Annotated in this window: 28 protein-coding genes; 20 read left to right on the top strand and 8 right to left on the bottom strand. The window is 63.1% G+C overall.

The features are described from left to right. The first annotated feature begins 38 nt into the window (after positions 1-38). The 4 genes from repB to LB545_RS09335 all read left to right on the top strand — a co-directional run bounded on the left by repB (position 39) and on the right by LB545_RS09335 (position 3683). Entirely contained in the window at positions 39-1004 is a 966-nt protein-coding gene (repB, locus tag LB545_RS09350; protein ID WP_140499711.1) for a plasmid partitioning protein RepB, read from the top strand. A 155-nt stretch (positions 1005-1159) separates the two neighbouring features. Continuing rightward, complete coding sequence (repC, locus tag LB545_RS09345; RefSeq protein ID WP_140523080.1) at positions 1160-2365, top strand: plasmid replication protein RepC; 1206 nt, start codon at positions 1160-1162, stop codon at positions 2363-2365. 413 nt (positions 2366-2778) lie between these two features. Beyond that, positions 2779-3168, top strand: coding sequence for an MbcA/ParS/Xre antitoxin family protein (locus LB545_RS09340; protein ID WP_140499707.1), 390 nt, complete (start codon positions 2779-2781; stop codon positions 3166-3168). Continuing rightward, positions 3165-3683, top strand: coding sequence for an RES family NAD+ phosphorylase (locus LB545_RS09335; protein ID WP_140560113.1), 519 nt, complete (start codon positions 3165-3167; stop codon positions 3681-3683). The genes LB545_RS09340 and LB545_RS09335 overlap by 4 nt, the downstream gene beginning before the upstream one ends. Positions 3684-3727: 44 nt before the next feature. Here the strand turns inward: LB545_RS09335 and LB545_RS09330 are convergent, their stop codons facing one another. Beyond that, entirely contained in the window at positions 3728-4855 is a 1128-nt protein-coding gene (locus LB545_RS09330) for a site-specific integrase (protein WP_140560112.1), read from the bottom strand. A 250-nt stretch (positions 4856-5105) separates the two neighbouring features. Between LB545_RS09330 and LB545_RS09325 the strand changes: the two genes are divergently transcribed. The 4 genes from LB545_RS09325 to scpB all read left to right on the top strand — a co-directional run bounded on the left by LB545_RS09325 (position 5106) and on the right by scpB (position 7869). Further along, complete coding sequence (locus tag LB545_RS09325) at positions 5106-5402, top strand: hypothetical protein (protein ID WP_140499702.1); 297 nt, start codon at positions 5106-5108, stop codon at positions 5400-5402. Further along, complete coding sequence (locus tag LB545_RS09320; protein ID WP_140560111.1) at positions 5392-5985, top strand: type II toxin-antitoxin system VapC family toxin; 594 nt, start codon at positions 5392-5394, stop codon at positions 5983-5985. Before LB545_RS09325 ends, LB545_RS09320 begins: the two co-directional genes overlap by 11 nt. A gap of 247 nt (positions 5986-6232) precedes the next feature. Then, on the top strand, positions 6233-7186 hold the full coding sequence (locus LB545_RS09315) for a DUF1403 family protein (protein ID WP_140581541.1): 954 nt from the start codon (positions 6233-6235) through the stop codon (positions 7184-7186). Between the two features lie 56 nt (positions 7187-7242). Beyond that, on the top strand, positions 7243-7869 hold the full coding sequence (gene scpB, locus LB545_RS09310; RefSeq protein ID WP_140581544.1) for an SMC-Scp complex subunit ScpB: 627 nt from the start codon (positions 7243-7245) through the stop codon (positions 7867-7869). Positions 7870-8194: 325 nt separating this feature from the next. Here scpB and LB545_RS09305 read toward each other — a convergent pair whose 3' ends face one another. The 4 genes from LB545_RS09305 to LB545_RS09290 are packed head-to-tail and all read right to left on the bottom strand — an operon-like array spanning position 8195 to position 11545. Continuing rightward, complete coding sequence (locus LB545_RS09305; protein WP_140581547.1) at positions 8195-8935, bottom strand: hypothetical protein; 741 nt, start codon at positions 8933-8935, stop codon at positions 8195-8197. Then, a complete protein-coding gene (locus tag LB545_RS09300) occupies positions 8935-9294 on the bottom strand; it encodes a hypothetical protein (RefSeq protein WP_140581549.1) in 360 nt (119 codons plus the stop codon). The genes LB545_RS09305 and LB545_RS09300 overlap by 1 nt, the downstream gene beginning before the upstream one ends. Before the next feature lie 29 nt (positions 9295-9323). Then, on the bottom strand, positions 9324-10364 hold the full coding sequence (locus tag LB545_RS09295; RefSeq protein ID WP_140581888.1) for a PIN domain-containing protein: 1041 nt from the start codon (positions 10362-10364) through the stop codon (positions 9324-9326). Between the two features lie 23 nt (positions 10365-10387). Continuing rightward, positions 10388-11545, bottom strand: a complete 1158-nt coding sequence (locus LB545_RS09290; RefSeq protein ID WP_140630263.1) for a RelA/SpoT domain-containing protein — start codon at positions 11543-11545, stop codon at positions 10388-10390. A 61-nt stretch (positions 11546-11606) separates the two neighbouring features. Between LB545_RS09290 and LB545_RS09285 the strand changes: the two genes are divergently transcribed. From LB545_RS09285 to LB545_RS09270, 4 genes are all read left to right on the top strand, one after another. Next, the gene (locus LB545_RS09285; protein ID WP_140581552.1) at positions 11607-12254 is read left to right on the top strand and encodes a hypothetical protein; all 648 of its coding nucleotides are present in this window, start codon (positions 11607-11609) and stop codon (positions 12252-12254) included. A gap of 147 nt (positions 12255-12401) precedes the next feature. After that, positions 12402-13028, top strand: coding sequence for an XRE family transcriptional regulator (locus tag LB545_RS09280; RefSeq protein WP_224704905.1), 627 nt, complete (start codon positions 12402-12404; stop codon positions 13026-13028). A 74-nt stretch (positions 13029-13102) separates the two neighbouring features. Next, positions 13103-13540 carry an RES domain-containing protein gene (locus tag LB545_RS09275; protein WP_318012533.1) on the top strand — a complete coding sequence of 146 codons (438 nt, stop codon included), beginning with the start codon at positions 13103-13105 and terminating at the stop codon, positions 13538-13540. A 192-nt stretch (positions 13541-13732) separates the two neighbouring features. Beyond that, positions 13733-14017 (top strand): multiubiquitin domain-containing protein, encoded by a 285-nt coding sequence (locus LB545_RS09270; protein ID WP_140581561.1) that lies wholly within the window; start codon positions 13733-13735, stop codon positions 14015-14017. Between the two features lie 12 nt (positions 14018-14029). Here LB545_RS09270 and LB545_RS31175 read toward each other — a convergent pair whose 3' ends face one another. Beyond that, complete coding sequence (locus LB545_RS31175) at positions 14030-14230, bottom strand: EamA family transporter (protein WP_411971076.1); 201 nt, start codon at positions 14228-14230, stop codon at positions 14030-14032. Positions 14231-14241: 11 nt separating this feature from the next. Further along, positions 14242-14559 (bottom strand): hypothetical protein, encoded by a 318-nt coding sequence (locus tag LB545_RS31170; RefSeq protein WP_411971077.1) that lies wholly within the window; start codon positions 14557-14559, stop codon positions 14242-14244. Here LB545_RS31170 and LB545_RS09260 point away from each other — a divergent pair. After that, the gene (locus LB545_RS09260; protein WP_140581564.1) at positions 14462-15061 is read left to right on the top strand and encodes a tripartite tricarboxylate transporter substrate-binding protein; all 600 of its coding nucleotides are present in this window, start codon (positions 14462-14464) and stop codon (positions 15059-15061) included. The two genes, LB545_RS31170 and LB545_RS09260, sit on opposite strands and share 98 nt — an antisense overlap. A 158-nt stretch (positions 15062-15219) precedes the next feature. Here LB545_RS09260 and LB545_RS09255 read toward each other — a convergent pair whose 3' ends face one another. Then, positions 15220-16119, bottom strand: coding sequence for a LysR substrate-binding domain-containing protein (locus LB545_RS09255; RefSeq protein WP_140581567.1), 900 nt, complete (start codon positions 16117-16119; stop codon positions 15220-15222). A 167-nt stretch (positions 16120-16286) separates the two neighbouring features. Here LB545_RS09255 and LB545_RS09250 point away from each other — a divergent pair, with 167 nt between their 5' ends. From LB545_RS09250 to LB545_RS09220, 7 genes are read left to right on the top strand one after another with little or no spacing between them, the layout of a single operon-like run. Further along, positions 16287-17687: an MmgE/PrpD family protein gene (locus tag LB545_RS09250; RefSeq protein WP_224704902.1), complete on the top strand. Its 1401-nt coding sequence runs from the start codon at positions 16287-16289 to the stop codon at positions 17685-17687. After that, a complete protein-coding gene (locus tag LB545_RS09245) occupies positions 17677-18918 on the top strand; it encodes an FAD-dependent oxidoreductase (protein ID WP_140581572.1) in 1242 nt (413 codons plus the stop codon). Before LB545_RS09250 ends, LB545_RS09245 begins: the two co-directional genes overlap by 11 nt. Before the next feature lie 2 nt (positions 18919-18920). Next, on the top strand, positions 18921-19184 hold the full coding sequence (locus LB545_RS09240) for a sarcosine oxidase subunit delta (RefSeq protein WP_140551861.1): 264 nt from the start codon (positions 18921-18923) through the stop codon (positions 19182-19184). Further along, on the top strand, positions 19181-22027 hold the full coding sequence (locus LB545_RS09235) for a 2Fe-2S iron-sulfur cluster-binding protein (protein ID WP_140581575.1): 2847 nt from the start codon (positions 19181-19183) through the stop codon (positions 22025-22027). The genes LB545_RS09240 and LB545_RS09235 overlap by 4 nt, the downstream gene beginning before the upstream one ends. Positions 22028-22029: 2 nt before the next feature. Then, complete coding sequence (locus tag LB545_RS09230; protein ID WP_181171887.1) at positions 22030-22623, top strand: hypothetical protein; 594 nt, start codon at positions 22030-22032, stop codon at positions 22621-22623. Further along, on the top strand, positions 22623-23540 hold the full coding sequence (locus tag LB545_RS09225) for a dihydrodipicolinate synthase family protein (protein ID WP_140581581.1): 918 nt from the start codon (positions 22623-22625) through the stop codon (positions 23538-23540). The genes LB545_RS09230 and LB545_RS09225 overlap by 1 nt, the downstream gene beginning before the upstream one ends. Before the next feature lies 1 nt (position 23541). Beyond that, positions 23542-24510, top strand: a complete 969-nt coding sequence (locus LB545_RS09220; protein WP_140581584.1) for a D-2-hydroxyacid dehydrogenase — start codon at positions 23542-23544, stop codon at positions 24508-24510. The last annotated feature ends 4 nt before the right edge of the window (positions 24511-24514 follow it).

The following is a 24514-nucleotide window of genomic DNA, read 5'->3' as shown; positions in this document are numbered from 1 at the left end:
GTGAATTCAGTCCATTAGCCGCGAATCGGAGCGATTGAATGGCACGCAAGGACATTTTCGGAAGTGTCATGGGTCCCGCATCGGCAGTCGCCGATGCCCAGGACGTCTCGAGCTACGCCGTTCGTGGTGCATCACGGTCGATCATACAGTCGTTCCAGGAGCTCTCGAAGGGCTCAGTCGTCGATCTCGATCCGGATTTGGTCGACACCTCATTCGTGTCGGACCGTATCGACGATGACGATGAAGCGTTTCAGGAGCTGCTGGTTGCAATTCGGGAACGTGGCCAGGATTCTCCTGTGCTGGTCAGGCCCCACCCTGACATTTCGGGACGTTTTCAAACTGTCTTTGGCCACAGGCGCGTCAGGGTTGCCCGGCAGCTGGAACGGCCTGTGCGCGCCGTCGTCAAGAAGATGGACGATAGGGACCATGTCATCGCCCAAGGCCAGGAGAACGCCGCCAGAGCTGATCTGTCCTTCATCGAACGGACGCTTTTTGCCGACCGCATCCTCAAGCGGGGCCATTCGCCTGATACGGTGAAGTCGGCCCTCGCGCTCGACGATACGACCTTCTCGAAGATGCGCTCCGTGACCAGCACCATTCCAGAACAGGTCATTTTGGCGGTAGGGGCTGCCAAAGGCGTTGGCCGAGACCGCTGGTGGCAGCTTGCCAAGCTTATGGAACATCCTGGTGCGGCGGCGAAGGCCATGGAGTGCGTGAGCCGCGCCGATTTCGCGCAGCAAGGCAGTGAGGCCCGTTTTGCCCGTCTGTTCGACCTTGTGAGCGCCTTAGAAAAGCGCCCACGCGCAGCAGCGAAGCCCAAGGAGCGGGCGTGGATGCCCCAGGACAAATCCGTTCAGGCCAAGATCACCGACACGGGAAAAGTGTTTACGCTTGCCTTTAAGTCCAAGGAAGCATTGCCCTTCGGTACATTCATTGCCGGCAAACTCGATGAGCTTTTCGAGGCATTTCGGGAGTCGGAAATGGCGAAGAAAACAGGAGACTAAGACCGCAAAAGAAAAAGGCCCCCGAACGTCACCGTCGCGGAAGCCCTTCTCACGTCTGTAGCAAGCTGAGAATCGCATTTCCCCGAATCACTGTCAAGAGTCGTGGCGCCGTTTCGGCGAGCAGATTTCTTTTGCCTGATTGAAAGGTGAGGGAAATGGAGAGTGGGTACGCGACGACGCCCTTTGGGCGGCGGCCGATGACGCTTGCGCTGGTGCAGGCGAATGCGGCATCACGGGAGATCCCGCAAGGATCTGCTGTCGAAAAATGGCAAGTCTACCGTTGGCTATGTGAAGGTAAGTCCATCATCGGCGTGGGTGACCGCGCCCTGGCAGTGCTGAACGGGCTGTTGTCCTTCTACCCGGATGACCAGGTCAGTGAAGAAAACGGCTTGATGGTTTTTCCGTCGAACGCACAGTTGTCGCTGCGCGCGCACGGCATGGCCGAGTCCACGCTTCGGAGGAATCTGGCCGAGCTGGTGAGTTGCGGGCTGATTGTCCGCCGCGACAGTCCGAACGGCAAAAGGTTTGCTCGCAAGGGGCATGGCGGGAATATTGCGGAGGCATTTGGGTTCTCGCTGGCGCCGCTGCTGACACGGGCAGCGGAATTCCAGCGAGCGGCGGAGCAGGTCCGGTCCGACGCTCTGGCGCTCAAGTTGATGCGCGAACGGATCACGCTCCATCGACGCGATATTCAAAAGCTTGTCGAGGCCGCGATCGAGGAGGGCGCCGCGGGCGATTGGGGGGCGGTCTGGAGACGGTTTAGGGCTATCGTGGAGGCAATACCGCGCAGGGCCGGCCTGTCCGATCTGGAGAGCATCGTTGCAGATCTCGCCGAGCTCCACGATGAAGTGGATAGGATGTTGGAAAGCTTTATGAATTCCACGAATCCTAGCGCCAATGAATCCCATAATGAGCGGCAGCAATCTGATTCAAACACAGACTCTACTTTTGTATTTGAACCAGCTTTCGAAAAAAGCAGGGCGGCGGCCGAGCCAGCATCTCCTCCGGCTGAGAAGCCGAAAGGCTACCCAATTGGACTGGTGCTGCGCGCTTGTCCCGAAATTGCGGACTATGCGGTTAACGGGATCGGAAACTGGCGCGATTTGATGATGACTGCCGCCCAGGTGCGGGGATACCTTGGCGTTTCGCCCTCAGCTTATGAGGAGGCCTGCCATGTGATGGGCCAGGAGGTTGCCGCGATCGTGATTGCGTGCATCCTGCAAAGGGCGCAGCACATCAATTCGGCCGGCGGCTACCTGCGTGTGCTGACCGACAAGGCGAGGGCGGGAGAGTTTTCGGTCGGACCGATGCTCATGGCAGCCCTGAAGGCCAATGGGGCAACAGCAAGAATGACCGGATGATGATGAGCACCACAATTTGTGCGGGCGCTCGACCAAACGACCGCTCTGCCTGTAGATGCTTAGCCGACTTTGTCGTGTGAGACCTTGCCCCCTGCATGTCATCGCACGACCGGGCAACATTCTGATCAACCCAGCTTATGCCGTTTTTTACTGGGCCGCGGCTGTTTGGCTCCTGATCAGGGCAGGGGAGGGGCGTTACAATCCTGAAGCCACCGGGCTCAAAAATGCTCCAGCCGGCGGCATAGGCGGGACGGGTGTTTGCCGAACTCGCTACCTCGACATGCTCGCGCGCACGGTCGGCTCGATCCGCGTCCGTACTCGGGCGGTGGCAGCAGCCCGGGCTTGAAAGCTGCCGAGAACTGCCATATATTTTGCACAAGAAATATGACTCTCAATATGGTAGGACGAATTCTGTGGCCCCTGCATTCAAGATCCTCGAGAAGAATGGACCTCTCATCTTGTCCTATATGGACCGGAACGGGAAGATTGCGATCGAGCAGGTCGCGGACGGTTTTGGCATGTCCAAGGGCCAGTTGGCCCAGACCGCCGGTCTTGCGCGCGAGACCCTTTATCGCTCAGAGCGCAGCGCTGCGGTAAAGACACAGGGGCGTCTGCGGGAAATGCTCGAGATCATCAGTCGCGTGACGGATTGGGCGGGTGGCAAGGAGCAGGCGATGGCTTGGTATCGGGCTCAGCCGCTTCCAGCATTTGGCGGACGCACCGCTGAGGCGCTGGTGAAGGATGGCAAGGCCGCAGCGGTCCGTGATTATCTCGATCACATGGCCGTCGGTGGTTTCGCTTGAGGTTCGTTGGAACCTGCTACCGGGCACACGATCCACGTTGGGCATTCAAGCCGACTTCCGGCGAAGGGGCGGCGATCAGAGGTGCGCGATTTAATCCCAAAGGCGTGCCGGCGCTCTATTTGGCGCTGACCATCATGACAGCGGTCAAGGAAGCCAACCAGGGGTTCGCGCACCGGATCGATCCTTGCGTGCTGTGTTCCTATGAGATCGACTGCGATGACATCGTGGATTTGACAACGGACGAGGCGAGGGGAGAATTTTCTATCGCGCTCGAGGACATGGCCTGCGCCTGGGCGACGGCGCTTAGCGACGGAGAGCGCCCGGCGTCCCGGTCCGTCTACGACAGGCTGCGGCCTCGGAATATTGCCGGGATTGTGGTCCCAAGTTTCGCGCCGAGCGCCGAGAAGGAGGATCGTAACCTGGTCCTTTGGGACTGGGGTCCGGGTCTGCCGCACAAGGTAGCCGTATTCGACCCAAGCGGCCGGTTGCCGAAGGACCAGCTGTCCTGGAGATAACGCACTTTTCCGCATCCGAAGGGCAGGGGAGGGGCGAGCCCGGCCTATAGTCCGCTCGCCTTTGTGAGGTTGACACGGAAGCGATCGCGTCGGCGCTGATAGCGGCGAGTCATTTCAGCCGAGGCATGGCCGAGCTGCTTTTGCACATAGCGCTCATCGACTTCGGCCGAGGAGGCGAGGCCAGCGCGTAGCGAATGTCCGGCAAAGAGCTTTGCTCGTTCACCTTCCGACAGATCGCCGCGCACGCCGGCCGCCAGCGCAGTGCGCTTGACCAGGCGCGCGACCTCCTGATCGTTGAGCCGATCGGCGCCGACCGCCTTGCCCTGCCCGGTGACGCGCCTGAAGAGGGGACCGTGCGCGATACGGGCGAGCTTGAGCCAGGTCTGCACCGCGACAACCGGGCAGGTGGCATCGGACGACCCGCGCCCGACTTCAACCTCCCGCCAGCCGGTCTTGCCGCGAAGCGAAACCAGCATGCCCTTGTCGAGGATCTGGATCCAGCCGCGGCCGTCCTCAGTCTGGTCGCGGCCGACGTCCAAAGCCACGATCTCGGAGCGCCGCAGGCCGCCGGCGAAACCCAAGAGCAGCATGGCGCGGTCGCGCAGGCCGCGCAAGGTTCCGCGGTCGAGTGTTTCTAGCATAGCGGTCAGATCCTCGGGAAGGATCGCCTCCTTCTGCCGGGGCGGGGCGGCGTGCTTGTTGCGGATGCCGGCCATCACGGTGGCGATGTGCCGATCCTTGCGGTCCAGCGGCTGGCCGCGCTGCGTGTAGTTCCAGGTCAGGGATGACAGGCGGCGCTCGATCGTCGCTACCGCCTTTTTGTCCCTTCCAGTGCCCGAAGCCTGCGCGGTGATATAGAGGCCGACGGTCTGCGGGTCCGGCCGCGATGGATCAAAAGACTGGCGCCGGCACCAGGCGCAAAAATGCTTCCAGTCGGCTGCGTAGGCGCGACGGGTGTTCGCCGAACTTGCTGCCTCGACATAATCGCGCGCACGGTCGGCGAGCTTTTCGAGATGCGTAGGCAACGATGTCTGTCGCGGGTCAAGGACCGACGGGGGAGGGGAGGGGCCTTCATCCGACCGCCCCATCTCCATGACGACGTCGACAATGTCCGGCAGGTCATCGGCGTCGATTGCGTCGGTGGACACCATCAAATTACGGGCTTTGCCCATCCAGCCTCGTCCATTCTAATGTCGCAGCAATGCGATTCTTGCGAGCGAAGGTGCGGCCAAAGTCCGGAATTGTCCACCGCGAGCTGTGTGACGGAATAGCTGAGGGAATTGTGTCCGCTCCGGTCTTGGTATCGCATCAGCGGGAGCGCAACGGGCCTGTCCGATCCAGGGATGGCCTCTCAAGGGCGGTCTCTCCTTGTTTTCATGTTCAACATCCTTCATATTCCGTTCAACAGATGGAGATCCCAAGATGACCATACGTGGCGCAGCGACAGCCGCAAGCGAGGAGCGGATCGCCCACACCCGCAACCGTCTGGTGCTTGAGCAGGCGAGGGCGGTCGGCCTGCTTGGCGCGGCCAAGAACACCCGCCTTTCCGGCAGGGTGTCGTCGGAATTGATCGAGGCGGCAAAGAAGCGCGCCCATGTGAGCTCAGACACCGAACTGCTTGAGCTCGCGTTGTCGCGGCTGGCGCTCGAGGATGATTTCGGCGCCCGGCTCGTCGGCCGCAAGGGCAGCATCTCCGCGGACATCGATCTTGGCATTTGATCTAGGCGGCGCACTGCGGTCCCTAAAACCACAGCGGCGCAGCGCTGGGCTGGAACGGCGACCGGATTCCGCCCTGTCCTGGGCAGGTGACCAGTCGCCTGTCGGCGGCGTATTGCTCCTCGACACCAGCGTCTATCTGGATGTCCTGCAGGGACGCACGCCCGAAACGGTCGATAACCTTCTGACCTATCGGCTCTGTCACCACTCGGCCGTCTGCCTTGCCGAGCTCAGCCATGTGTTCGGCCGGCTCGATCCGGCGTACCCGACGACAAAGTCGGTCCTGAAAGCGGTTGCGGACACGATCGAGGATATTCCGGCGCACCGGTTGCATGCACCCGACGCCACCGCCTGGGGAGGCGCCGGCATGCTTGCCGGTCTGTTGTTCCGGCTGAGTCATCTGCCGAAAGGGGAGGGGCATGAGCGCCGCTTCCTCAACGACGCGCTGATGTTTCACCAGGCCGGTCTGCTCGGGGCGACGGTCCTGACCGGCAATGTTGGCGATTTCGATTACCTCAGCCAGCTTGTTCCGTCGGTGCGGGTGATCTTCTACCGGGCAGCGCCAGGTTTGCGCCCGCAGGCGTAAAAGCGTCAGTGGGATGCACCAGCGCTATCGTTAGCCTTTCCAGGAAAGAGCGTCGCGCTGTGTGATGGTCCGGAGGGTCGCTGGGCGTGAATTTTGGGCTTCTGCTCGACGAAAACGGCCATTTGTCCTTGTAGTCCACTAACGATCGATAATGCAACATTATCATTCATTGTGCCGCTCCGACAGGCTGTGCGTTTTGGTGCGAAAGCCATGGCGCAAAGCGCACGGGCGCTTTACCCTCACTTTCATGATTCGCCTTGATCCGGCCACCGCCAAGCCAACGTTGCCGCCGACCATCCCGGTCTGGGCGCTCGCCGCCGACGGCGCCTCCAGCGACGCTGACGCCGCCTTCGCGGCCGGCGCCGCCCTGGGCGCGCTCGACACGCTTGCCCGCGGACAGCCCGCCTGGGCCGGCGTTTGGCGGCAGCGGCTGGCGCTCAACTGCGCCGCCGCCAGCATGCGGCTGGCCGGCCGCGCCGAGGACGCGGCCGCCTTGCGCGACGCCTGGTATCTGCGCCAGGCCGGGTCCGACCCTGGACCCGCCGGCACCATTTTTGGCGCCTGGCGGCAGTTTTCCGCGCAGCCGCCCGTCGCTACCCCTGACCGGCTTGGCAAGATACTCGACCAGCTTGGCCTCCATTCGGATGTCGAGGCCCTTGCGGCGCTTTGTGAACACGTCGAAGACCTGGCGCGCTCGGGACGGCCGGCGCCGTTCGCCGCGGCGGCGATCGCCGCCCGCGTCGTAACGATCCGCCCCGATGCCGAGCTTTTTGCCTGGTGGCTGGCCGACCTGGTGCTGGCGCAAAGCCTGCGCTGGCCGCTCCCGCTGCCGCTGCTGATGGCCCAGGCCTTCGGCCCGGCCTTTCGCGGTGAGGCCGGCGGCAAGCGTATCCGACCCGGGGAGAAGAGCTTTGAGCGCGCGGTCTGCGTCGCGCTGGTTCAGGGCGCCGTCGAAGCGTGCCGGCTGGCCGCCGAGATTGGCCGTCGGGCGGAACGGCTCATCACCTTTGCGCCGAAGCTCAGAGCAAAGGGGGCCGGCGATGTCATCCAAAGACTGCTCGACAACGATGCTGTTTCTGGCTCGCTGACGACCAAAACCCTGTCGCGTTTTGCGGCGCGACGCCTGTTCGAACGGCTGCAGCAACTCGAGGCCGTGCGCGAGCTCTCCGGCCGCACCACCTTCCGGATTTTTGGCCTGTAGCGATGGCTGGGACCGCGAGAGCCGAAGGCCCGACAGACAAGAGGGACGTCCAGCGAATGCTGCTGGACACGGAGCTCGAGCATCTGCCCGCCGAGCTGCGCTGGCGCGAGTGGATGGGCCGCGTCGAAGCGGTGATTTTTGCCGCCAGCGAACCGGTGACACGCGAGGTGCTGGCGCGGGTGGTGGGCAGAAGCTGCAACATTGACCTGATCATCGACGACATCCGCGCCGAACTCGTCGGCCGCCCCTATGAGTTGGTGGCGGTCGCCGGCGGCTGGCAGTACCGGACCAAAAAGGCTTTTGGCGACGTCATCCATGCCGCGTTCGGCACAGCGGCGGGGCAGGGCACAAAAGAGTTGTCGCAGGCGGAGGCGCTGGTGCTGATGTGCATCGCCTATTTTCAGCCGATTACCCGTGGCGAGCTGTCTTCCTTCTTCGGCAAGGAGGTGTCGCGCGACCTGATCGGCGTGCTGCGCGGGCAAGAGCTGATCGCCTCAGGGCCGCGCAGCCCGCAGCCGGGCGCGCCCTATACCTATGTGACGACGAAAACTTTCCTGTCGCAGTTCGGGCTCGACACGCTGCGCCAGCTGCCGGATTTCGAGGCGCTCGAAGACGCAGGGCTGCTGTCGAAGGAAAAGCTGCTGGCGGGCGACATCATGCCGGGGTTTTCGTCCAACTATTGAAACGCCGATCCAGAGATCGAGGATGACTGTCCGGCGTGTAGCAACCGCCAGCAGTTGCGTGCTCGAATGTATGGGCGTTTTTCGGACAGGGCAGTTCAGGGCAGAGGCGCTCGAAAGTCTCGAAACAGCGAGCGCTCAATCTCATCGGCAGAGTCGGCCTGCGCGAGATGACCGGCAGGGGCGGGCGTGGTGATTTGAGCGCCATGAGGTGGCGACCGACTAACCGCCGCCAGCGGCGGGGATCTGATGACGCCTCTTGCCTCCGTTAATGATGCGAGATGCATTATGGCCGTCGCGGCCGTCAGTCTTCTTTTTTCTCCACCTTTTACTTGTCGGCTTTCTTGATCATGTCCTTGATGCCCTCGCTCACTTTCATGCGCCTGGCATCCTCCGCCGTGTAGGCGATATCGAGTGTGTCGCGGGGATTCCAGCGGCTGTAGTCGGGCTGCGCCAGCCCATAGTGTCGCCGCAGGTCGGCGGCGAGGTCGAGGGCGTAGAGGCCGACGCGGCCGTACTGGTAGCGCCTTTCCTCCCAGACTTCGTCCCAGTTCGGCGGCCCCGAGTGCTCGGCGAAGGCGGAGATCGTGCTGTCGGCGGCAGCGATCTCGTTGGGCAAGGACAGGGTCCGGTACATCAAGGCCGCGTCCATGGTTTTCCAGTCGAGGTCGGCCGGGAATTCCAGTCCAGGGGCGTCGACCTGCGGGGTCAGTTCGCCGTCGACGTACTCGCCCTGGTCATGGATCACGTCCACGCAGTGCAGCACGAACGGATCCAGCGTGCAGACGACCCTAGTCGCCACATAGGTGGCGTGCCTGGCGCGCTCCTCATGGGAGTCCCTGCCAACGGTCAGCCGATGGTTGAAATAGGCAACCGCAATGGTGCCGATGGTCGTCGCCACGGCGGTCATGATGGCAAGCGGCCAGCCCGTCAGCACGGAAACGGAAGCGCCGCCGGGCGTTCCGCCTGTCGACTGCGCGGCCGCGTGTATCGAGGACAGCCCTGCCGCGAGGATGAGCGTTGTTGCGGGGACGATGACCTTCCAGCTAATCCTGACCATGTTCGTCATCAGGAATGCGCCCGTCTAGCCGGCCGTCTCAGTCTGAGGACGAGGTAAGCGAGCATCCCCGCGGAGATGCCAAGCATGGCTAACTCAACACCCGTCTCGAACGACCATGCGAGCGCGCCGAGCGGTACCGCCGACGAGCTTGGGGCCAGCCCCGGAGTTATGAACGCCGCCGCCAGCCATGTAGCAGCCGCCGCTACGAAGAGAGCGAGGGCTGTCGCCAGGACGAAGCCCAGCGTCCCGAGCAGGACCCCTGGCCGCATGCGCTGTGCGAGGTAGCCGGACACTATGATGCTGGCCACGGCGACGGCTAGGTTGAACGCGACGTAATGGTCCATCAGTGCGGCTTCGAATTCCTGCATGCTTACCCCTCCGATTCTGGCCCGACGCGCTAGGTGTCTAGCATGTCCCAGTCATCGCCCATGACCCATCGGAGCGCTGACAGCTTGCCGTTGACCATTCCCCACTCGAAGTCGGTCCACGGGCCAAGGTGATCCAGGCCGACCTCCTCCTCTGTTTTCCGGGCGGCTTCCAGTGCGCCTTTCCAGATGCTGTCAACAATGACCCGGCTGTTACGGCTATGGGGTTCGGCGGTTTCCCATTCCGACTTCGTGACCACCTTCGTGTCTCCGCGCTCCACTTGGACACGCAGGTTCCAGTGGCGGTTGTACCAGACCTGGCGCTCCAGCAAGCGCGCGGCCTCAAGGATTTCCGATAACCGCCGCGGCTCATCCGTCCACGATAGCTCTTCGTCTACGAACTCGAGATAGTCAGCGTGCTCAGACTTCAGGACGTCGCTCAGCGACGTCCAGTAAGTCGAGTGAGGCCCGTCGAAGAGCGAGGCGATGTCTGGATGGGGGTTGCGCTGGTCGCCGTTCGGGTCGCTGAAGTCGCGGGTATTGTGGGATACGAACGCGACGCGCTGCCCCTTCGCCGTGGCAGTCCTCGCCAAGTCGGCGTAGGTCTCAATGAGGATCGCGTCGCCGACCGAGTTCTTGGAACGGTGGTACGGCGCCAGCCCGGCGATCGCGCGTTCCGTGACCCGTTGCTTGATAGCTTTGGTGGTCGCCTTGCTCAGTCCGTGCGTCAGCAGCCCTTCTATCCATTCGATGGAGTCGTTGACGGCCTCGCCCTTCATGGCAATGCGCTGGTCGACCTCGTTCAGGGAGTGCAGTGTCTCCTTCTTGTAGTCGTCCTCAGCGAAGCGGTCGACCGCTTCGCGGACCAAGCGGAAATGGGCTTGCAGGCTGCGACGCGCGTCCTCGGCGACACGGGCCTTGTTGCGAGCGAACTCCGCTTTGACCACGTCCGGCACGAAGAAGTCTATCTGTCGCCCGTCGAACAGCTCCTTCGCTGCAAGGATCAAGGACTGCTGTCTGTAGTCCTTGGCGAGATCGAGCCACACGCACGTGTCGACCAATATTCTGAGCATCGTCCACGCCCCCCAAAAAGCGATCAGCGTCGCGGTTCGATCCAACGCGTGTAGCGCCTGCGCAGGGCGCCGTAGTCAGGCTGCTGCACTTCCCTCGGCCTGACCACCTCCTGCGGCGCGACGGTGTATTCGATGCCTGACTTTCCACTGCAGGCGAGCTGCAGGTTGCGGATGAACAGGCTGACGTCGCCGAAATAGTTCGGGTAAGTGGAGACCAGCTTGTCGATCTTGTCCACCTCGACGAGGACGACCTTCTCCTGGCTTTCCCCGGCCTCGATCGCCCTTTCGGCGATCTCGAGGGCGCCCGTTGCGGAGAAGGTCCCCATGTACGTCTCGATCTTGACTGTGTGATCCGGCCTGTACCGCAGGAGGTAGTAGCGGCCGCGGTCATGGGTAAAATTCTCGGCGAAATGGGTGGCCGCCTTGATGTTCTCGAGCGTGCTCACGGCGCCGAGCCGTGCATTGAGGTCCTTCAGCTCCTTGATGCGCTCTGCCCGATCCGGAACCCCGGTCGGAAGCGGGCTTCGCTCCACTTGGGCGAACTCGGCGGAAGCCAGCTCGAACAGACGAAGCCAGTCGCCGTCTCCCTTATGATGCTTCAGGTCCTGATTGCGGTAGAGACTGACGGCCTCGATGGCGGTCGCCCACGAGTGCTGACGGCGCGTCCTAACCTGCAGTTCTATGCGCCGACCGGCAAAGGACTCGTCCTCCTTTCTTGCGGGCGTGAATTCCATGGAGAGATGGTGGCTGCGGTAGCCATCGCCCTTGGGTTTCTGGATGTAGTCCCATTCCTTGCGAATGACGTGCGGGGAGCGCTCGCGGACGCGTTCGACGAGCCGGTTTACCCCATCGATGTCGTTCAGGATCGCCCGGCATCCGCCGAGATCCTGCATCTGGTCGAGCCGGATCGTCGTATCGGCGAGCTTACGCCTGATGGACGACATCCGCTTTGGCCGTGCGGCCATGTCTCCGCGGATGGAGGTCTGCCGCATGGCAATCCGCACTGAAGCGCGGATGCTGCGCATGGGGTAGATGTGGGAGTCACGCCAAGAGTTCGCTACCGAGAATATCCCGATGGCTTCAGCATTGTTTTGTGGAGTGAAGTACACTGGACCAGCCAGGCTTTTCCCGGCTGCCCGCACGTCATCCATGCTGTATTCGAGCCGCGGATACTGCGACATGGACCGAATCATTTATGGTTGAATCCACTCGACTGTACGGTTTTCCATCCTGCAGTCCAGCGTGGCGCAGAAGTCGTTCAAGGTTGATGGGGAAAGCGTGACATTCACCGCCAAAGACGCCGCTGAACTCAATCGGCTGATTGGCCGCGGGCTGAACAACCTGACGGCAATGGCCGTGATGGAAGGAAAGCTCGACGAGGGATTCGAAGTCACCCAGGCGGAGATAGAGCGGAAAGCGCAGAAATGGGGCAAGGGGCGTAAGAACATCCCGAAGGCTCTCGTGCCGGGATGGGATTGCGATCCCGCCAGGATCTATCTAGCCTATGACGGCAACGACCCCGACGACCGTCCCGCCAGCAACTTCGCGCTTATCGAGGCTGATATGGCGGACATCCATCCCAAGCTGACCTACCAGGCGACCAGGGACAAAGACCCTTGGCACGTACAGTATAAATCTAAGAGCATCGAGATCGGGTATCGCTGGGTTCACGGGCTGCGCGTGTCTCCGCCTGTCATCGCAGAGCACGAGGGAGAAATAGTCATCGTCGGCGGCATGCATCGCTACCATCTGCGCATCATTACGGGGCCAAACGGATGCCGTTCTACGTACCGAAGTCAGAGCTGGCCAAGGTCCTCGAGCTGCTCCCCGATGCGACACTGCGCTTGGAGGAGTGACACTCCCTCGGGGCCGTTGATCGGTCCTGTGTAACGGCTCCGGCTACTTTACGAAGTTATCGAACTTGACGAACTTGCGTCTTGTAACCAAATTGGTGACAGCAAGAAGGAGGTTGTCACCATGGCCGCTTCAAAACGAACCAATCGTGGCAAAACCGCGTCCCATGCGGGAGTAGCCACAATGAGCTTCACGACGAAACTGCCGGCACAGGCGGATTTCAAGAAGGTGCTGCTCGAACGCTACCAGGAAGCCGTCGCGCGCAGTCGCAAGATCGGCCATCGCGTTTCATTCCGGGTTGACGTCGATCCAACTGCCGGCGCACAGACGATATCGCCGGTCGAGGAACAACCTGTCGCTTTGGACGATGCGTTTCCCGTCGAGGATACAGCTAAGCCGGATGCCGAACTTGAGGCGGCCCTTGCGGCGGCGCGCGTGCGCGGCCGCAAGCGTGTCGCCGAGATTGTCGCCGGCGAGGACATGCTGAGCGCAGATGCCTTTGCCAGGCTGCTCGGCACGTCGCGGGTGACGGTCAATGCAAAGCGGCAGAGCGGCCAGGTCCTGGGGATCGACGGCGCCAAGCGCGGCTTTCGCTTTCCTGGCTGGCAACTCGACCAGGACGGACGGCCGTTCGGCGCATTGCCCGCGCTCCACGCGGCATTGGGCAACAGCGCCTTGGCGGTCTACCGGTTTTTGGTTTCGCGTCACGGCGCGCTCGATGGACGAACAGGTCTTCGCGCTCTTCAGCAAGGTGACGATGCCTTGGTGCTGGCCGCCGCGGAAGGTATGGCCAGAGGCGACTTCGACTGAATGCCTGGCGCTCCACCTCCACCCGATTTCGAGCGAGCAGAGCTTGAAATCGAGACCATACAGCAGGGCCGCACATTTGGGCGGATCTACTGGGGTACATATCCCGATCCCCTCGGGTACGGAAAGTCGCCAAGCCGTTTCAGCGATCCGCGCACCGCGTCGACGCAAATCGCTTTGGTGTCTTCTACCTTGGCGACCCGTTGAAGGTATGCTTCCTCGAGGCCGTGCTTCGCGACCGACGCGAGGGACTTGTAGACGACCTTCCGATCGACGAGATGGAGCTGACCCAACGGCGCTATGCGGAAGTTGCGACCACGGCGGAGCTTCGCCTGGTCGACCTCACAATGCCGTCAGGATGGGGGTGCCGACCGATGTCGTTCGGGCACAGCGGCAGAATTTGGCGCGCCGGTGGTCGGTGGCGTTTCATGAGCACCCGGCTCAGCCTGACGGGGTCATCTATCCATCCCGCCTCAACGGCGCGACCAATCTCGCGGTCTACGATCGGGCAGTAGGAAAACTGCGGCCGACCCGCGTGACGACGCTCCTGGGCGCGCTTGGGTTGGCTCAAGTTTTGGAGAACTTCAAAGTCGGGTTGGCGTGAGCGGGGCAGCACGCGCAATGTCTGGGCGATTTCTAGAATCCAACGACGCGCCTATGCGGTCGCTGATATACGGCCAGCGTGAGACAATCGTAAGTGTTGCTGAATGATTCAAATGAGAAAACGTGGGCCTCCCTTCATCACTGGCTTGCAGTTGAAACGGCTGGCTGGCGTCGATCCTCAGTCCTATGGCGTCTGGCTTGCTCAGCAGGTCGGCGACGACCGTCTGATCGGCAACACGGAAAAGGTCGATCTGCAGGGGAACGGAACCGAGCGCTTCTTCACCGGCGTTGACACGACTACCGAAGGCGCGGGAGGCCGAGCTTTGAAAGCGCCTCCTGGAACATGTCGAGATCGTCCAACTTCTCGTCTTTCAGGAAGCCGTTTATGAAGTCGATACGTTCTACTGTTGGAGGATGGGTAAACCCTCCGGGCGGGTGACGAGATAGATGCCGAGCGCTACCGGAATAATGCCGGCAAGATCGGTTGGCGCCACCTGCTCGCCAAGCAGAAACCAGCCGAACAGCATGCCGAGCGGCGGCATCAGGAAATAATAGGCGCTCGCGGCTGTCGCCCCCGACGTCTTCAGTAGATGGAACCACAGCAGGTAACCAACTACCGAGACAAGGAGGGCGAGATAGGCGAGCGCTGCGGCGAGTGCCAGCCCGGCATCACGTCTGCGACACTTTCCATGCCGAAGGCGAACGGCGCGAGGGCAAGGCCGCCGGTGAGGTTCTGTACACCGTTGCCGATCCACAATCCGCCGTTTGGCGCGAACCGCTTAAACAGGATCGTGCCGCCAACCAGTGAGACAAGAGCGCCGACGGTCAAGGCGATGCCGAAGGGACTGTCATGGCCGCCGGCAATCCTGCCTTCGACGATAAACGCCACACCGCCGACACCGAGCACGAGTCCCGTCGCCTCCACAGCCATCGGCAACCAGAATCACGTCCTTCTCGTGCGCCTGGCGCAGGAACTCGGCGCAGATGTCAGCAAGATCAATACCGCCGTGTTCGGCGGTGCCTCGGAGTCGACCGTGGCGCTTCTGGGCAACAACATCGACTTCTCGATCTCCGGCGGCGAGACTTTCGCGGGCTATCAGAAATCGGGTGAACTGAAGTGCGTGGCGGTGTCAGGCGAAGGCCGGCTCGGCGGCGAACTCGCCGACGTGCCCACGCTCAAGGAACTCGGAGTGGCCCTGTCCTACAGCCCGACGCGCGGCGTCATAGCCCCAGGCGGACTGTCGACCGAGCAGATCGCCTTCTGGGACAAGACGTTGAAGTCTATGAGCGAGAGCGCCGCGTGGAAGCAAGCCGCCGAGAAGGCCTACTGGCGCGTCGACTACAAGGACTCGAAAGCAGCCACCGAGGCCAACGCCAAGGATCGGGATGAGCTTCGTGCGGTCTATTCGACTCTGGGCATCATCAAGAAGTAACCGGCAAGCCGGCATCGCGCGGGCCACGAAAGCCGCAGGCCGCCTGCGCGGCCTGCGGATCAAACAACGGCAGGCAAACCGACTTTGAGGTTCGGCAAAGGCCCCAAAGGAGTCGGCGTCTGGCAGCGCCGGCAGGGTGCGGCCTGTCCGGATCTTGACTAACCCCCCGGCTCCCGCATATGCAGGGCGGCCTGTTCCAGGGTCCAGTTTCTGACGATCTTGACGACGTTGCCTTTGGAGAGCTGGCTTTCCGAAAGGTAGTATGTCCACGGGCTGGCGGCGCGCACCGGGAAGGGCTCGATCAAGAGACCGCGAGCTATGTAGGTTCTGGCGAGCGAATATTGCGTGGCGACGCAGCCCGCGCCCATCGCCGCGAGTTCCAGCGCGATGTTGGAGGCATTCGTGGTGATGCCTTTCTCATAGTCGGAAATGTCGATCTGCAGCGCGTCGCCCATGCACTGCCAGTATTCCTGGCGTCCATGCACGAAGATCCAGTCGACGCCGAGTATGTCGCTCGGCGCCTTCAGCGCCTTGGGGCCGGACAGCAGACTTGGCGCGCAAAGGATGGCAAGCTGGTCGCTCCACAGTTGTACGGCGCCCGGCGGCAAGTCGTCGAAGCGGCGGGTCGAGATGGTGATGTCGGCGATCTGCTCGCTGAGGTCCTCCCATATCGTGCCGTGCAGAACGACCTCGATCTCGGGATGGACCTGGCGGAACGCGCCCATACATCCGGCCAGCCAGTTTTCGGCAAGGCTCATCGGGCAGGAGATGACGACAGTCCGGTTGCGTGACGAGGCGACGATCGCCTCCGTGGCGTGGTCGATCTGGTCGAGCGCCTGGCGCAGGGTGGGCAGGAAGGCTTCGCCCATCTCCGTCAGTTTCAGGCTGCGCGGATAGCGCACGAAGAGCTGGCGGCCGAGATAATGCTCCAGCCCCCGGACATGGTTGCTGACGGCTGCCTGTGTGTAGCCAAGCTCGCTGGCGGCGAGGGTGAAGCTCAGGTGTCGCGCCGAGCATTCGAACGAGCGGATGTAGTTCAATGGCGGAGGTGGCTTCATGGCATCGCTCCTGATCGAGCCGAAAACTAGACCATCGCGAACGGGTTTCGCAATCGCTTGCCCTCGTTTTTTTTGTACCATGGCGCCAAACTAATCACGTGATCGGCCTGCGAGACCAAATTATTCGTAGTTATCTGGAAGCGCGCGGTTGGCGAGAGGTGGGCATCATGGACCTGCGGTTGGAACGGGGCGAGCCTACTTGCACCGTGTTCGGGCGTGTCGCGGAGTTCGTGCTGCGCTCCCCGGAGAATTTCTTTTCAGCCGATGTCCTGAAGGCGGCCTCACTCCAGTTCCTCGATACGATGGGCATCGCCATAGCTGCCGGGCCGATGCAGGCCGGCCGCATTGCGCGGGATACCGCCGTTTTGCTCTACGGTTGCGGAACGGACCGGCACGCCGCAAGGATGATCTTCGACGGCAGGCGGGTCAGCATCGCGGGTGCCGCCTTCGCCGCCGCGACCCAGACCGACAATCTCGACGGCCATGATGGCTATCCGCCGACCAAGGGCCATATCGGGGTTGCTGTCATCCCGGCACTGCTTGCGCTGGCAGAGGAGAAGCCAGATTTGAGCGGGATCGAAGCGCTCGCCGCGATCGTGGTCGGCTACGAAGTCGCGGGCCGCGCCGGCATCGCGTTGCACGCGACCGTTTCGGATTATCACACCTCGGGCGCCTGGAATTCCCTTGGCGTCGCTGCTGTCGCGGCCCGCCTGCTGCGGCTGAACGACACCCAGTTGCGCGACGCCTTCGGCATTGCCGAATATCATGGGCCGCGCAGCCAGATGATGCGTGAGATCGCGACGCCGACCATGCTGCACGACGGCTCCGGCATGGGCGCACAGGTCGGCCTGTCGGCCGCGGTACTCGCGCAAGCCGGGTTCGCCGGCGCTCCGGCCATCACTGTCGAGGCGCCGGAAGTGGCCCGATATTGGGCCGATCTCGGCGATTTCTGGCAGATGCCGCTACAATACGTCAAACCCTATCCCATCTGCCGCTGGGCTCACGCCGCGATCGACGCGACCCGGTCGCTATGCCTGCAGCATGGCCTGCGGCCGCAGGATATAGGCAGGGTCAACGTCAACAGCTTCCACTACGCGGCGACGCTGTTCGACGGCATGCCCGACACAACTTCCAAGGCGCAATACAGCTTGGCCTTCGCCGTGGCCACGATGATCCTGTACGGTCGGATAGCGGTGGAGCATATTTCGGGCCAGGGGCTGCGCGACGGCGCGGTTGGGGAGATGCTGGGGCGCGTCGAGGTTAGCGAATCGGCGAGGCACAGCGCTCGTTTCCCGGAAGGGCGCTGGGCTGACGTGCAGATCGAGACGACAGACGGACGCTTGCTGGATTCCGGTGACGTCCACGCACGCGGCGGTCCTGAAGCGCCCATCAGCGAGGCTGATATCGTCGCCAAATACATGGAGTTCTCGGCGCCGGTTCTGGGCGAAGCCAGGGCGGCCGCGATCCGCGATGCTATACTCGGCCTGACCGGCACGGAAAGCCGGTTCTCGGACCTGTCGGCGCTCATCTACGAACCTCCAGGCGCTCTGGGTGGCCATGCCGCTTAGGCTCCTCAAATACGGGTTCAGCCGCGATTATCCGGTGACCGGCGACATTCCCCGGACGCCCGAGCTCAAGCCGTCCTATGACGTGGTGATCGTCGGCGGCGGCGGGCATGGCCTGGCGTGCGCGCACTATTTGTCGAAATATCATGGCATCACAGACATCGCGGTGCTCGAGAAGGGCTATCTGGCTGGCGGAAACACGGCGCGCAACACCACGACGATCCGCTCCAACTACATCACCCAGGAAGGCATCGCCTTCTACAAGGAAGGCGTTTCGCTGTTCGAGACGATGTCGCAGGAGCTCGACTTCAACGTCATGTTCTCGCAGCGCGGCCAGCTCACGCTTGCCCATACGGAGGCCACGCTGCGCGCCTTCGATCTGCGCGCCGAGATGGGCAAGCACATGGGCACCCGCACCGAAGTCATCGACGCAAAGGAAGTCGAAAAGCTGGTGCCGGAACTGAATATGGATCGCGGCAACGCGCTCGAGATTCTTGGCGGCCTGTGGCACGCCGACGGCGGTACAGCGCGCCACGACGCGGTCGCCTGGGGCTACGCGGCGCAGGCCTCGCGCCGCGGTGTGGAGATTCACCAGCGCACCGAGGTCCAGGGCTTTGAGGTCGAGAGTGGCAATGTCCGGGCGGTGATGACAAACCGCGGGCGCGTCGCATGCGGCGCGGTGCTCATCGCCGCTGGCGGCATGAACTACGACGTCGCGATGATGGCTGGGGTGGAGCTGCCGATCCGCTGCTATCCTTTGCAGGCGATGGTGACGCAACCGCTGAAGCCGTGGCTGCACACGCTAGTCTCGTCGGTTTCGCTGCACACCTATCTTGTGCAGTCCTCGCGCGGCGAGGTCGTCATCGGCGGTGGTTCGGATCCGTACCAGCTCTATTCGACTCGCTCGACGCTGGGCATGAAGGAACATCTGGCCGAGGGCGCCGTGCATCTTTTCCCCTTCCTGCAAGGGGTTCGGCTGTTGCGGCAGTGGGCGGGCATCACCGACATGACGCCGGATTACAGCCCGATCATGGGCGCCAGCCCGCTTGCCAATCTCTGGCTCGACTGCGGATGGGGCACCTGGGGCTTCAAGGCAACGGCCGTGGCCGGAAAACGCATGGCCGAGACCATCGCCAAGGGCCGGGCGCCAGACCTGCTCAAGCCCTTCGCGCTGGAGCGCTTCGAGACCTTCCGGCTGCTCAATGAAATGGGCGCCACGGCGGCGAGCCATTGACCATGAAGCAGCTTGATTGCCCTATGAACGGCCTGCGCAACATCGACGAATTCCGGTCTTTCGGTCCGGTGCGCCAGACGCTCGATGCCGATGCGACCGCCGACGCCGACTGGGCGAAACATCTGTTTCGCGCGGACAATCGCAAGGGCGTCGTGACCGAGTGGTGGCGGCACGTGCCGAGCAATTTCTTTTTCCTGGCGGAGCGCGACGTCGTCACCAACGAGATCATCCGCACCTACGCGCCGGGCGAGGGCAATCAGGCATGACCCGGCTTGCGGCACCCTATGGCTCGCGCATCGATCGCACGCAGCCGATGCGCTTTACCTTCGAGGGCAAGTCCTATGAGGGCTTTGCCGGCGATTGCATTGCAAGCGCGCTCGCCGCTTCGGACCAGTGGGTGCTTTCCCGCTCATTTAAGTACCATCGACCGCGCGGCATCATGACCATGGCCGGCGCGGAAGCGAACACTTTAGTGCAGCTTCCGTCGGAGGCGAATGTCCCCGCCGACCTGACGCCGATTTGGGAAGGCATGACGGTGACGGCGCAGAACGTCAACGGCTCGCTGCGAAATGACCGCGACGCCATCATGGATCGGCTCGGGCGGTTCATGCCGGTTGGCTTCTACTATCGCACCTTCATGGGGCCGACGCAGGATAGCTGGCTTCGCTTCTGGGAGCCGATGATCCGGCGCAAGGCCGGGCTCGGGATCGTCGATACTCGCGCCCCGCATTTAAGCTTCGACAAGGTCGATCTTCACTGCGACCTGCTGGTCGTTGGGGCCGGACCGGCAGGCCTGGCGGCGGCGATCGCCGCCGCGCAAATCGGCGCCGACGTCGTCCTGTGCGACGAGAACCCGGAAATCGGCGGTTCACTGACCTATCGCCGCTGCGATCCGGGCGTGCTCGCCAGCCTGAGGGCTGCCGCGGCGGGATTGGCCAATCTGCGCGTCATGACCGCCACCGTCTGCAACGGCTGGTACGAGGACAACTGGCTGCCGCTGATCCAAGGCAACCGGCTCTACCGCGCCAGGGCTCACGAGGTGATCCTGGCAACAGGTGCCATCGAGCAGCCGGCGGTGTTCCGCAACAACGACCTGCCTGGGATCATGACCGTCGGCGCCGTGCAGAGGCTGATGCGGCACTATGCGGTGAAACCCGGCCGCCGCGCCGTCGTGCTGGCAGGCAATGACGACGGCTATGATGCCGCGTTCGACTTGATCGAGGCAGGCGTCGAACTCGCGGCCGTCGTCGATCCGAGACAGGGCGCGGGCAGCAGCGCTGGCGAGCTTCGGGCCAGGGGCGCGGAAATCATCACGGGCGCCCAGATCGATGAAGCGGCCGGAACCCGCGGCAACAAGCATGTCAGACGGGTCCGCGTCGGAAGCCGCTGGATGGACTGCGACCTCGTGGTGATGGCCGTTGGCTCGGCGCCGGCGTGGCAGGTGCCATGTCATGCGGGCGCCAAGGTCGGCTACGACGAAGCGACCGCGCGCATGACGCTGACGCTGCCGGACGGCGCCGTCCACCTGGCTGGCGCCGTTGCCGGCAGGACGGGACTATCGTCGGCCATGGCGGATGGCCGTCGCGCAGCGCACGAGGCGCTTCATGGGCTGGGACACTCCGATCTGCCCAATGCCTCAAGTGAATTCGAACCTGAAGCCGTGGCCTGGGCGCAGAAGCTGACTGGCCACGAGAAAGGGCGCGACTTCGTCGATCTCGACGAGGATTTGCAGGTCAATGATCTGCAGAACGCGATAAAGGAAGGCTATCGCGAACTCGAGCTCGTGAAGCGCTTTTCCACCGTCGGCATGGGGTCGAGCCAGGGCAGGCATTCGGCCCTTGCCACGGCGCGGATCGTTGCCGAGGCCACCGATCGCAAGGTCGGCCAGGTCGGCGTGACCACGGCGCGGCCCCCGACGGGTCCGGAAAAGCTCGGCGTGCTCGCAGGTCATCATGAGCCGCTGGAGCGCCGCACCGCGCTGCATGCTCGGCATCTTGCGCTCGAAGCCCGCATGAAGCCGATCGGCAACTGGTGGCGACCCTATTATTACGGGCCAGAAAGCCGGAGCGAACGCCTGATCCACGAAGAGGTCGCGGCCGTTCGCGACGGCGTCGGCATGCTCGACGTCTCGACGCTGGGCAAGCTGGAGATCCGTGGTCCGGACGCCGGCGCCTTCCTCGATCGAATGTACACCATGGCCCATGCCAATCAGCCGGTCGGCCGCGTCCGCTACTGCCTGATGCTGAACGAGATGGGCACGGTCATCGACGACGGCGTCGCCTATCGCTTCGCGGAGGACCAGTTCTACGTGACGGCGACGACCGGCGCGGTCGCTCGGGTGCAGGCCGACATGTTGTTCTGGAACGCGCAGTGGCGACTGAAGGTCGACGTGCTCAACGTCACGGCCGGGTTTTCCGGCATCAACGTCACAGGCCCCAAGGCGCGGGACGTGTTGCAGGCGCTCGAGGGAGACATCGATTTTGCGCGCGACGCCTTTCCCTATCTACATGGCCGTCAGGGTCGCCTGGCGGGCGTTCCGGTGCACATCATGCGCATCGGCTTCACCGGAGAAGTCAGTTTCGAGCTGCATTGCCCGTCGAGCTACGCCGTCGCGCTATGGGATGCGCTGGTCGCGGCGGGCAAACCCTACAGTTTGCGCCCGTACGGGCTGGAGGCCTCGCGCATCATGCGGCTGGAGAAGGGACATATCCTGATCGGCCAGGACACGGATGCGCTGACCACGCCCGATGAACTCGGATTCGGCTGGGCGGTTTCGAAGAAGAAGCCGTTCTTCGTCGGCAAGCGATCGATCGAGATGCGCGCCAATCTCGGAGAATCGCGCCGCCTGGTCGGCCTTTCCTTTGAAGGATTGCGCAATGTGCCGGGCGAATCCTGCCTCGTGCTGCGCGGCGGCAACCCGGTGGGGCAGGTCACCTCGGTCGGTTTCTCGCCGACGCTCGGCCATCACATCGCGCTGGCTTATGTCCATATCGACGATGCGGCACCCGGCAGCAGGATTACGGTGAAATGCCGCGACGGCGAGCTGGTCGAGGCACCGGTTGTTGGGCATGCCTTCTTCGATCCGCAGAACGTTCGGCAGGAGCTGTAGCGATGACCGTTCCCGGATCGCGCACATTTCCCTTGTCGCCGGACGGCTCGGCAGCGGAATCCGCCTTGCCGAAGGGCCGGCTGACATTGAGCGATCTGACGGCCCGGCCGCGTTTCGGCATCAAGGGGCCTGGAAGCGCCGGCTGGCTGGAAGCGCAGGGCCTGGCTCTACCGGCCGTCAATGGCGTTGCCACGCTGGGCGGCATCCGGCTGCTGCGTCTGGGGGCCGAGGATTTTCTGGCGGTTGACGATGGTGTCGGCAACGCAGTCGCAAAATTGACCGACGCTTGGCAGGCCGCCGATGGCGCGCGCGGCTACTGGTCCTGGCGGGAGGAGGGCTGGAGCTGGATGCGGCTCTCGGGGCCGCTGACGGAACCTGTGATGGCGCGGCTTTGCGCTCTGGATTTGCGGCCCGACCGTTTCGCCGCCGACGCGATCGCGCAGACGCGGGTCGCGCATGTCGAGGCTGTGCTGGTGCGGGGCGAGGGGGGCTTTGACATCTTCTTCGACATCGCATCGACAGCGTATTTCATCAGGACAGTTGCCACGGTGGCAAAGCTAGCCGCCGACGATACGATGACCAGGGGGATCCACTGATGAACAGCGTACAAGGCGTCATTGCACCGATCCTGACGCCCTTCGAAAAAGACGGCGGCATCGCCCGCGATCTGTGGATAAGCCATGCGAAATGGGTGCTCGCCCAAGGGGCGCATTATCTCTCGCCTTTCGGCACGACCGGCGAGGCGCTGTCGCTCTCGCCGGTCGAGCGCATGGAGGCGCTGGAGTGGCTGGCCGAGGCTGGTATCCCCGCGGAAAAGATGATGCCAGGAACCGGTCTGACCGCGCTGCCCGAGACGGTCGAGCTTAGCAGACATGCGCTGGACGTAGGCTGCGCCGGCGTCATGGTGCTGCCTTCGTTCTTCTACACGGCGGCAGGCGACAATGGACAGGCGCGCTACTATTCGGAACTGATCGACAGGGTTGCCGACCCGAAGCTGAAGCTGATCCTCTATCACATCCCGCAGAACTCCGGCGTGCCGGTCTCGCCGGCACTGGCCGCCCGGCTCAACGCAGCCTTTCCAGACACGGTCGTGGCCTACAAGGACAGCGGCGGAAACTGGGACAACACTGCCGCGATTATCGCCGCGGTCCCGAACATCTCGGTTTTTCCAAGCTCCGAAGGCCAGCTCACCCAGGGGCTGGATGCCGGCGCGGCGGGCTGCATATCAGCCTCGGTCAACCTCAACGCGAAGGCGATCCGAGCGCTCTACGACAATGCGCGCGCGGGGCGAGACGTCACGGCCGCTAACATCGCCATCAAGGCGTTTCGCAAGGCGGTTCAGGATGCTGGTCTGATCCAGGGCATGAAGGCGGCTCTCGCCGTTCGTTCCGGCGATCATCGCTGGCTCAACCTGCGCGCGCCGCATGAGAACGCCACCGTGCAGGAGGGCAAGGCCCTGCTGGATGTGCTGCGGCCTCTTGCCGATCACATTCCCGGCCCGAGGCGAGGCTGAGATGTCGGCGCGCCCGACCGTCATCGTCAGTGCCGATTCGCTGGACGGGCCGCTGGCCGTGCTGGCCGAGACGCATCCCGACATCACGGTGCATGGCTGCGAAAGTTACGAGGCGCTTCCGGCCCTGATTTCGGAAACCGGCGCCGAAGTGATCTTCAGCATCAGGTTTGGCCAGCGCTCACTCTATCCACGCAAGGCGGTGGTCGAGAACCCGACAGTGCGCTGGGTTTGTGTTGGCGGTTCCGGCACTGATCACCTGCGGCCGTGGGATCCCGCGCGGGTGACGGTGACCAATTCGGCAGGCGTCGCCGCCGACATGATGGCGGAATACGTCTTTGGCGCGATGCTGTCGTTTTCGCTTGGCCTGCGTGGCTTCGCACGCGAACAGGCGGCCGGCAACTGGATCGGCGGCAAGGTCGAGCCGATCCAGGGCAAGACGCTGCTGCTTCTCGGTCTCGGCAAGACGGGGCAGGCGGTTGCCGCGCGTGCCAAGGCGTTCGGCATGACGACGCTGGGGGTGCGAGCGAATCCGAAGCCGACTGAGAATATCGATGAAGTGCACGCCATAGCGGATCTGCCAAGACTTTGGGGCCGTGCCGATTTCATCCTGTGTGCCGTGCCCCTGCTCGACAGCACCCGCGGCCTTGTCGGCAAGGAAGCCTTCGCGGCGATGAAACCTTCGGTCGTGCTGATCGACGTGTCCCGTGGCTTCGTCGTCGACGAGGCGGCGCTTCTCGCGATGCTCGATGCCGGACGGATCAAGGGCGCGGCGCTCGACGTCTTTGCGACAGAGCCGCTGCCGCAATCGCACCCGCTATGGGGCTACGACAACGTGATCGTCACGCCGCATTGCTCTTCGGTCTATGACGGCTGGGATGTGAAGTCGGTGCGCATGTTCGCCGACAGTCTGGCCCGCTACCGGCGTGGCGAGCCGCTGAACAATGTCGTCGATCCCAAACGCGGTTACTAGGAGG

Source organism: Mesorhizobium sp. BR1-1-6 (assembly GCF_020165355.1).
GTDB lineage: Bacteria > Pseudomonadota > Alphaproteobacteria > Rhizobiales > Rhizobiaceae > Mesorhizobium.
This window is presented reverse-complemented; position numbering and strand designations above follow the sequence as displayed.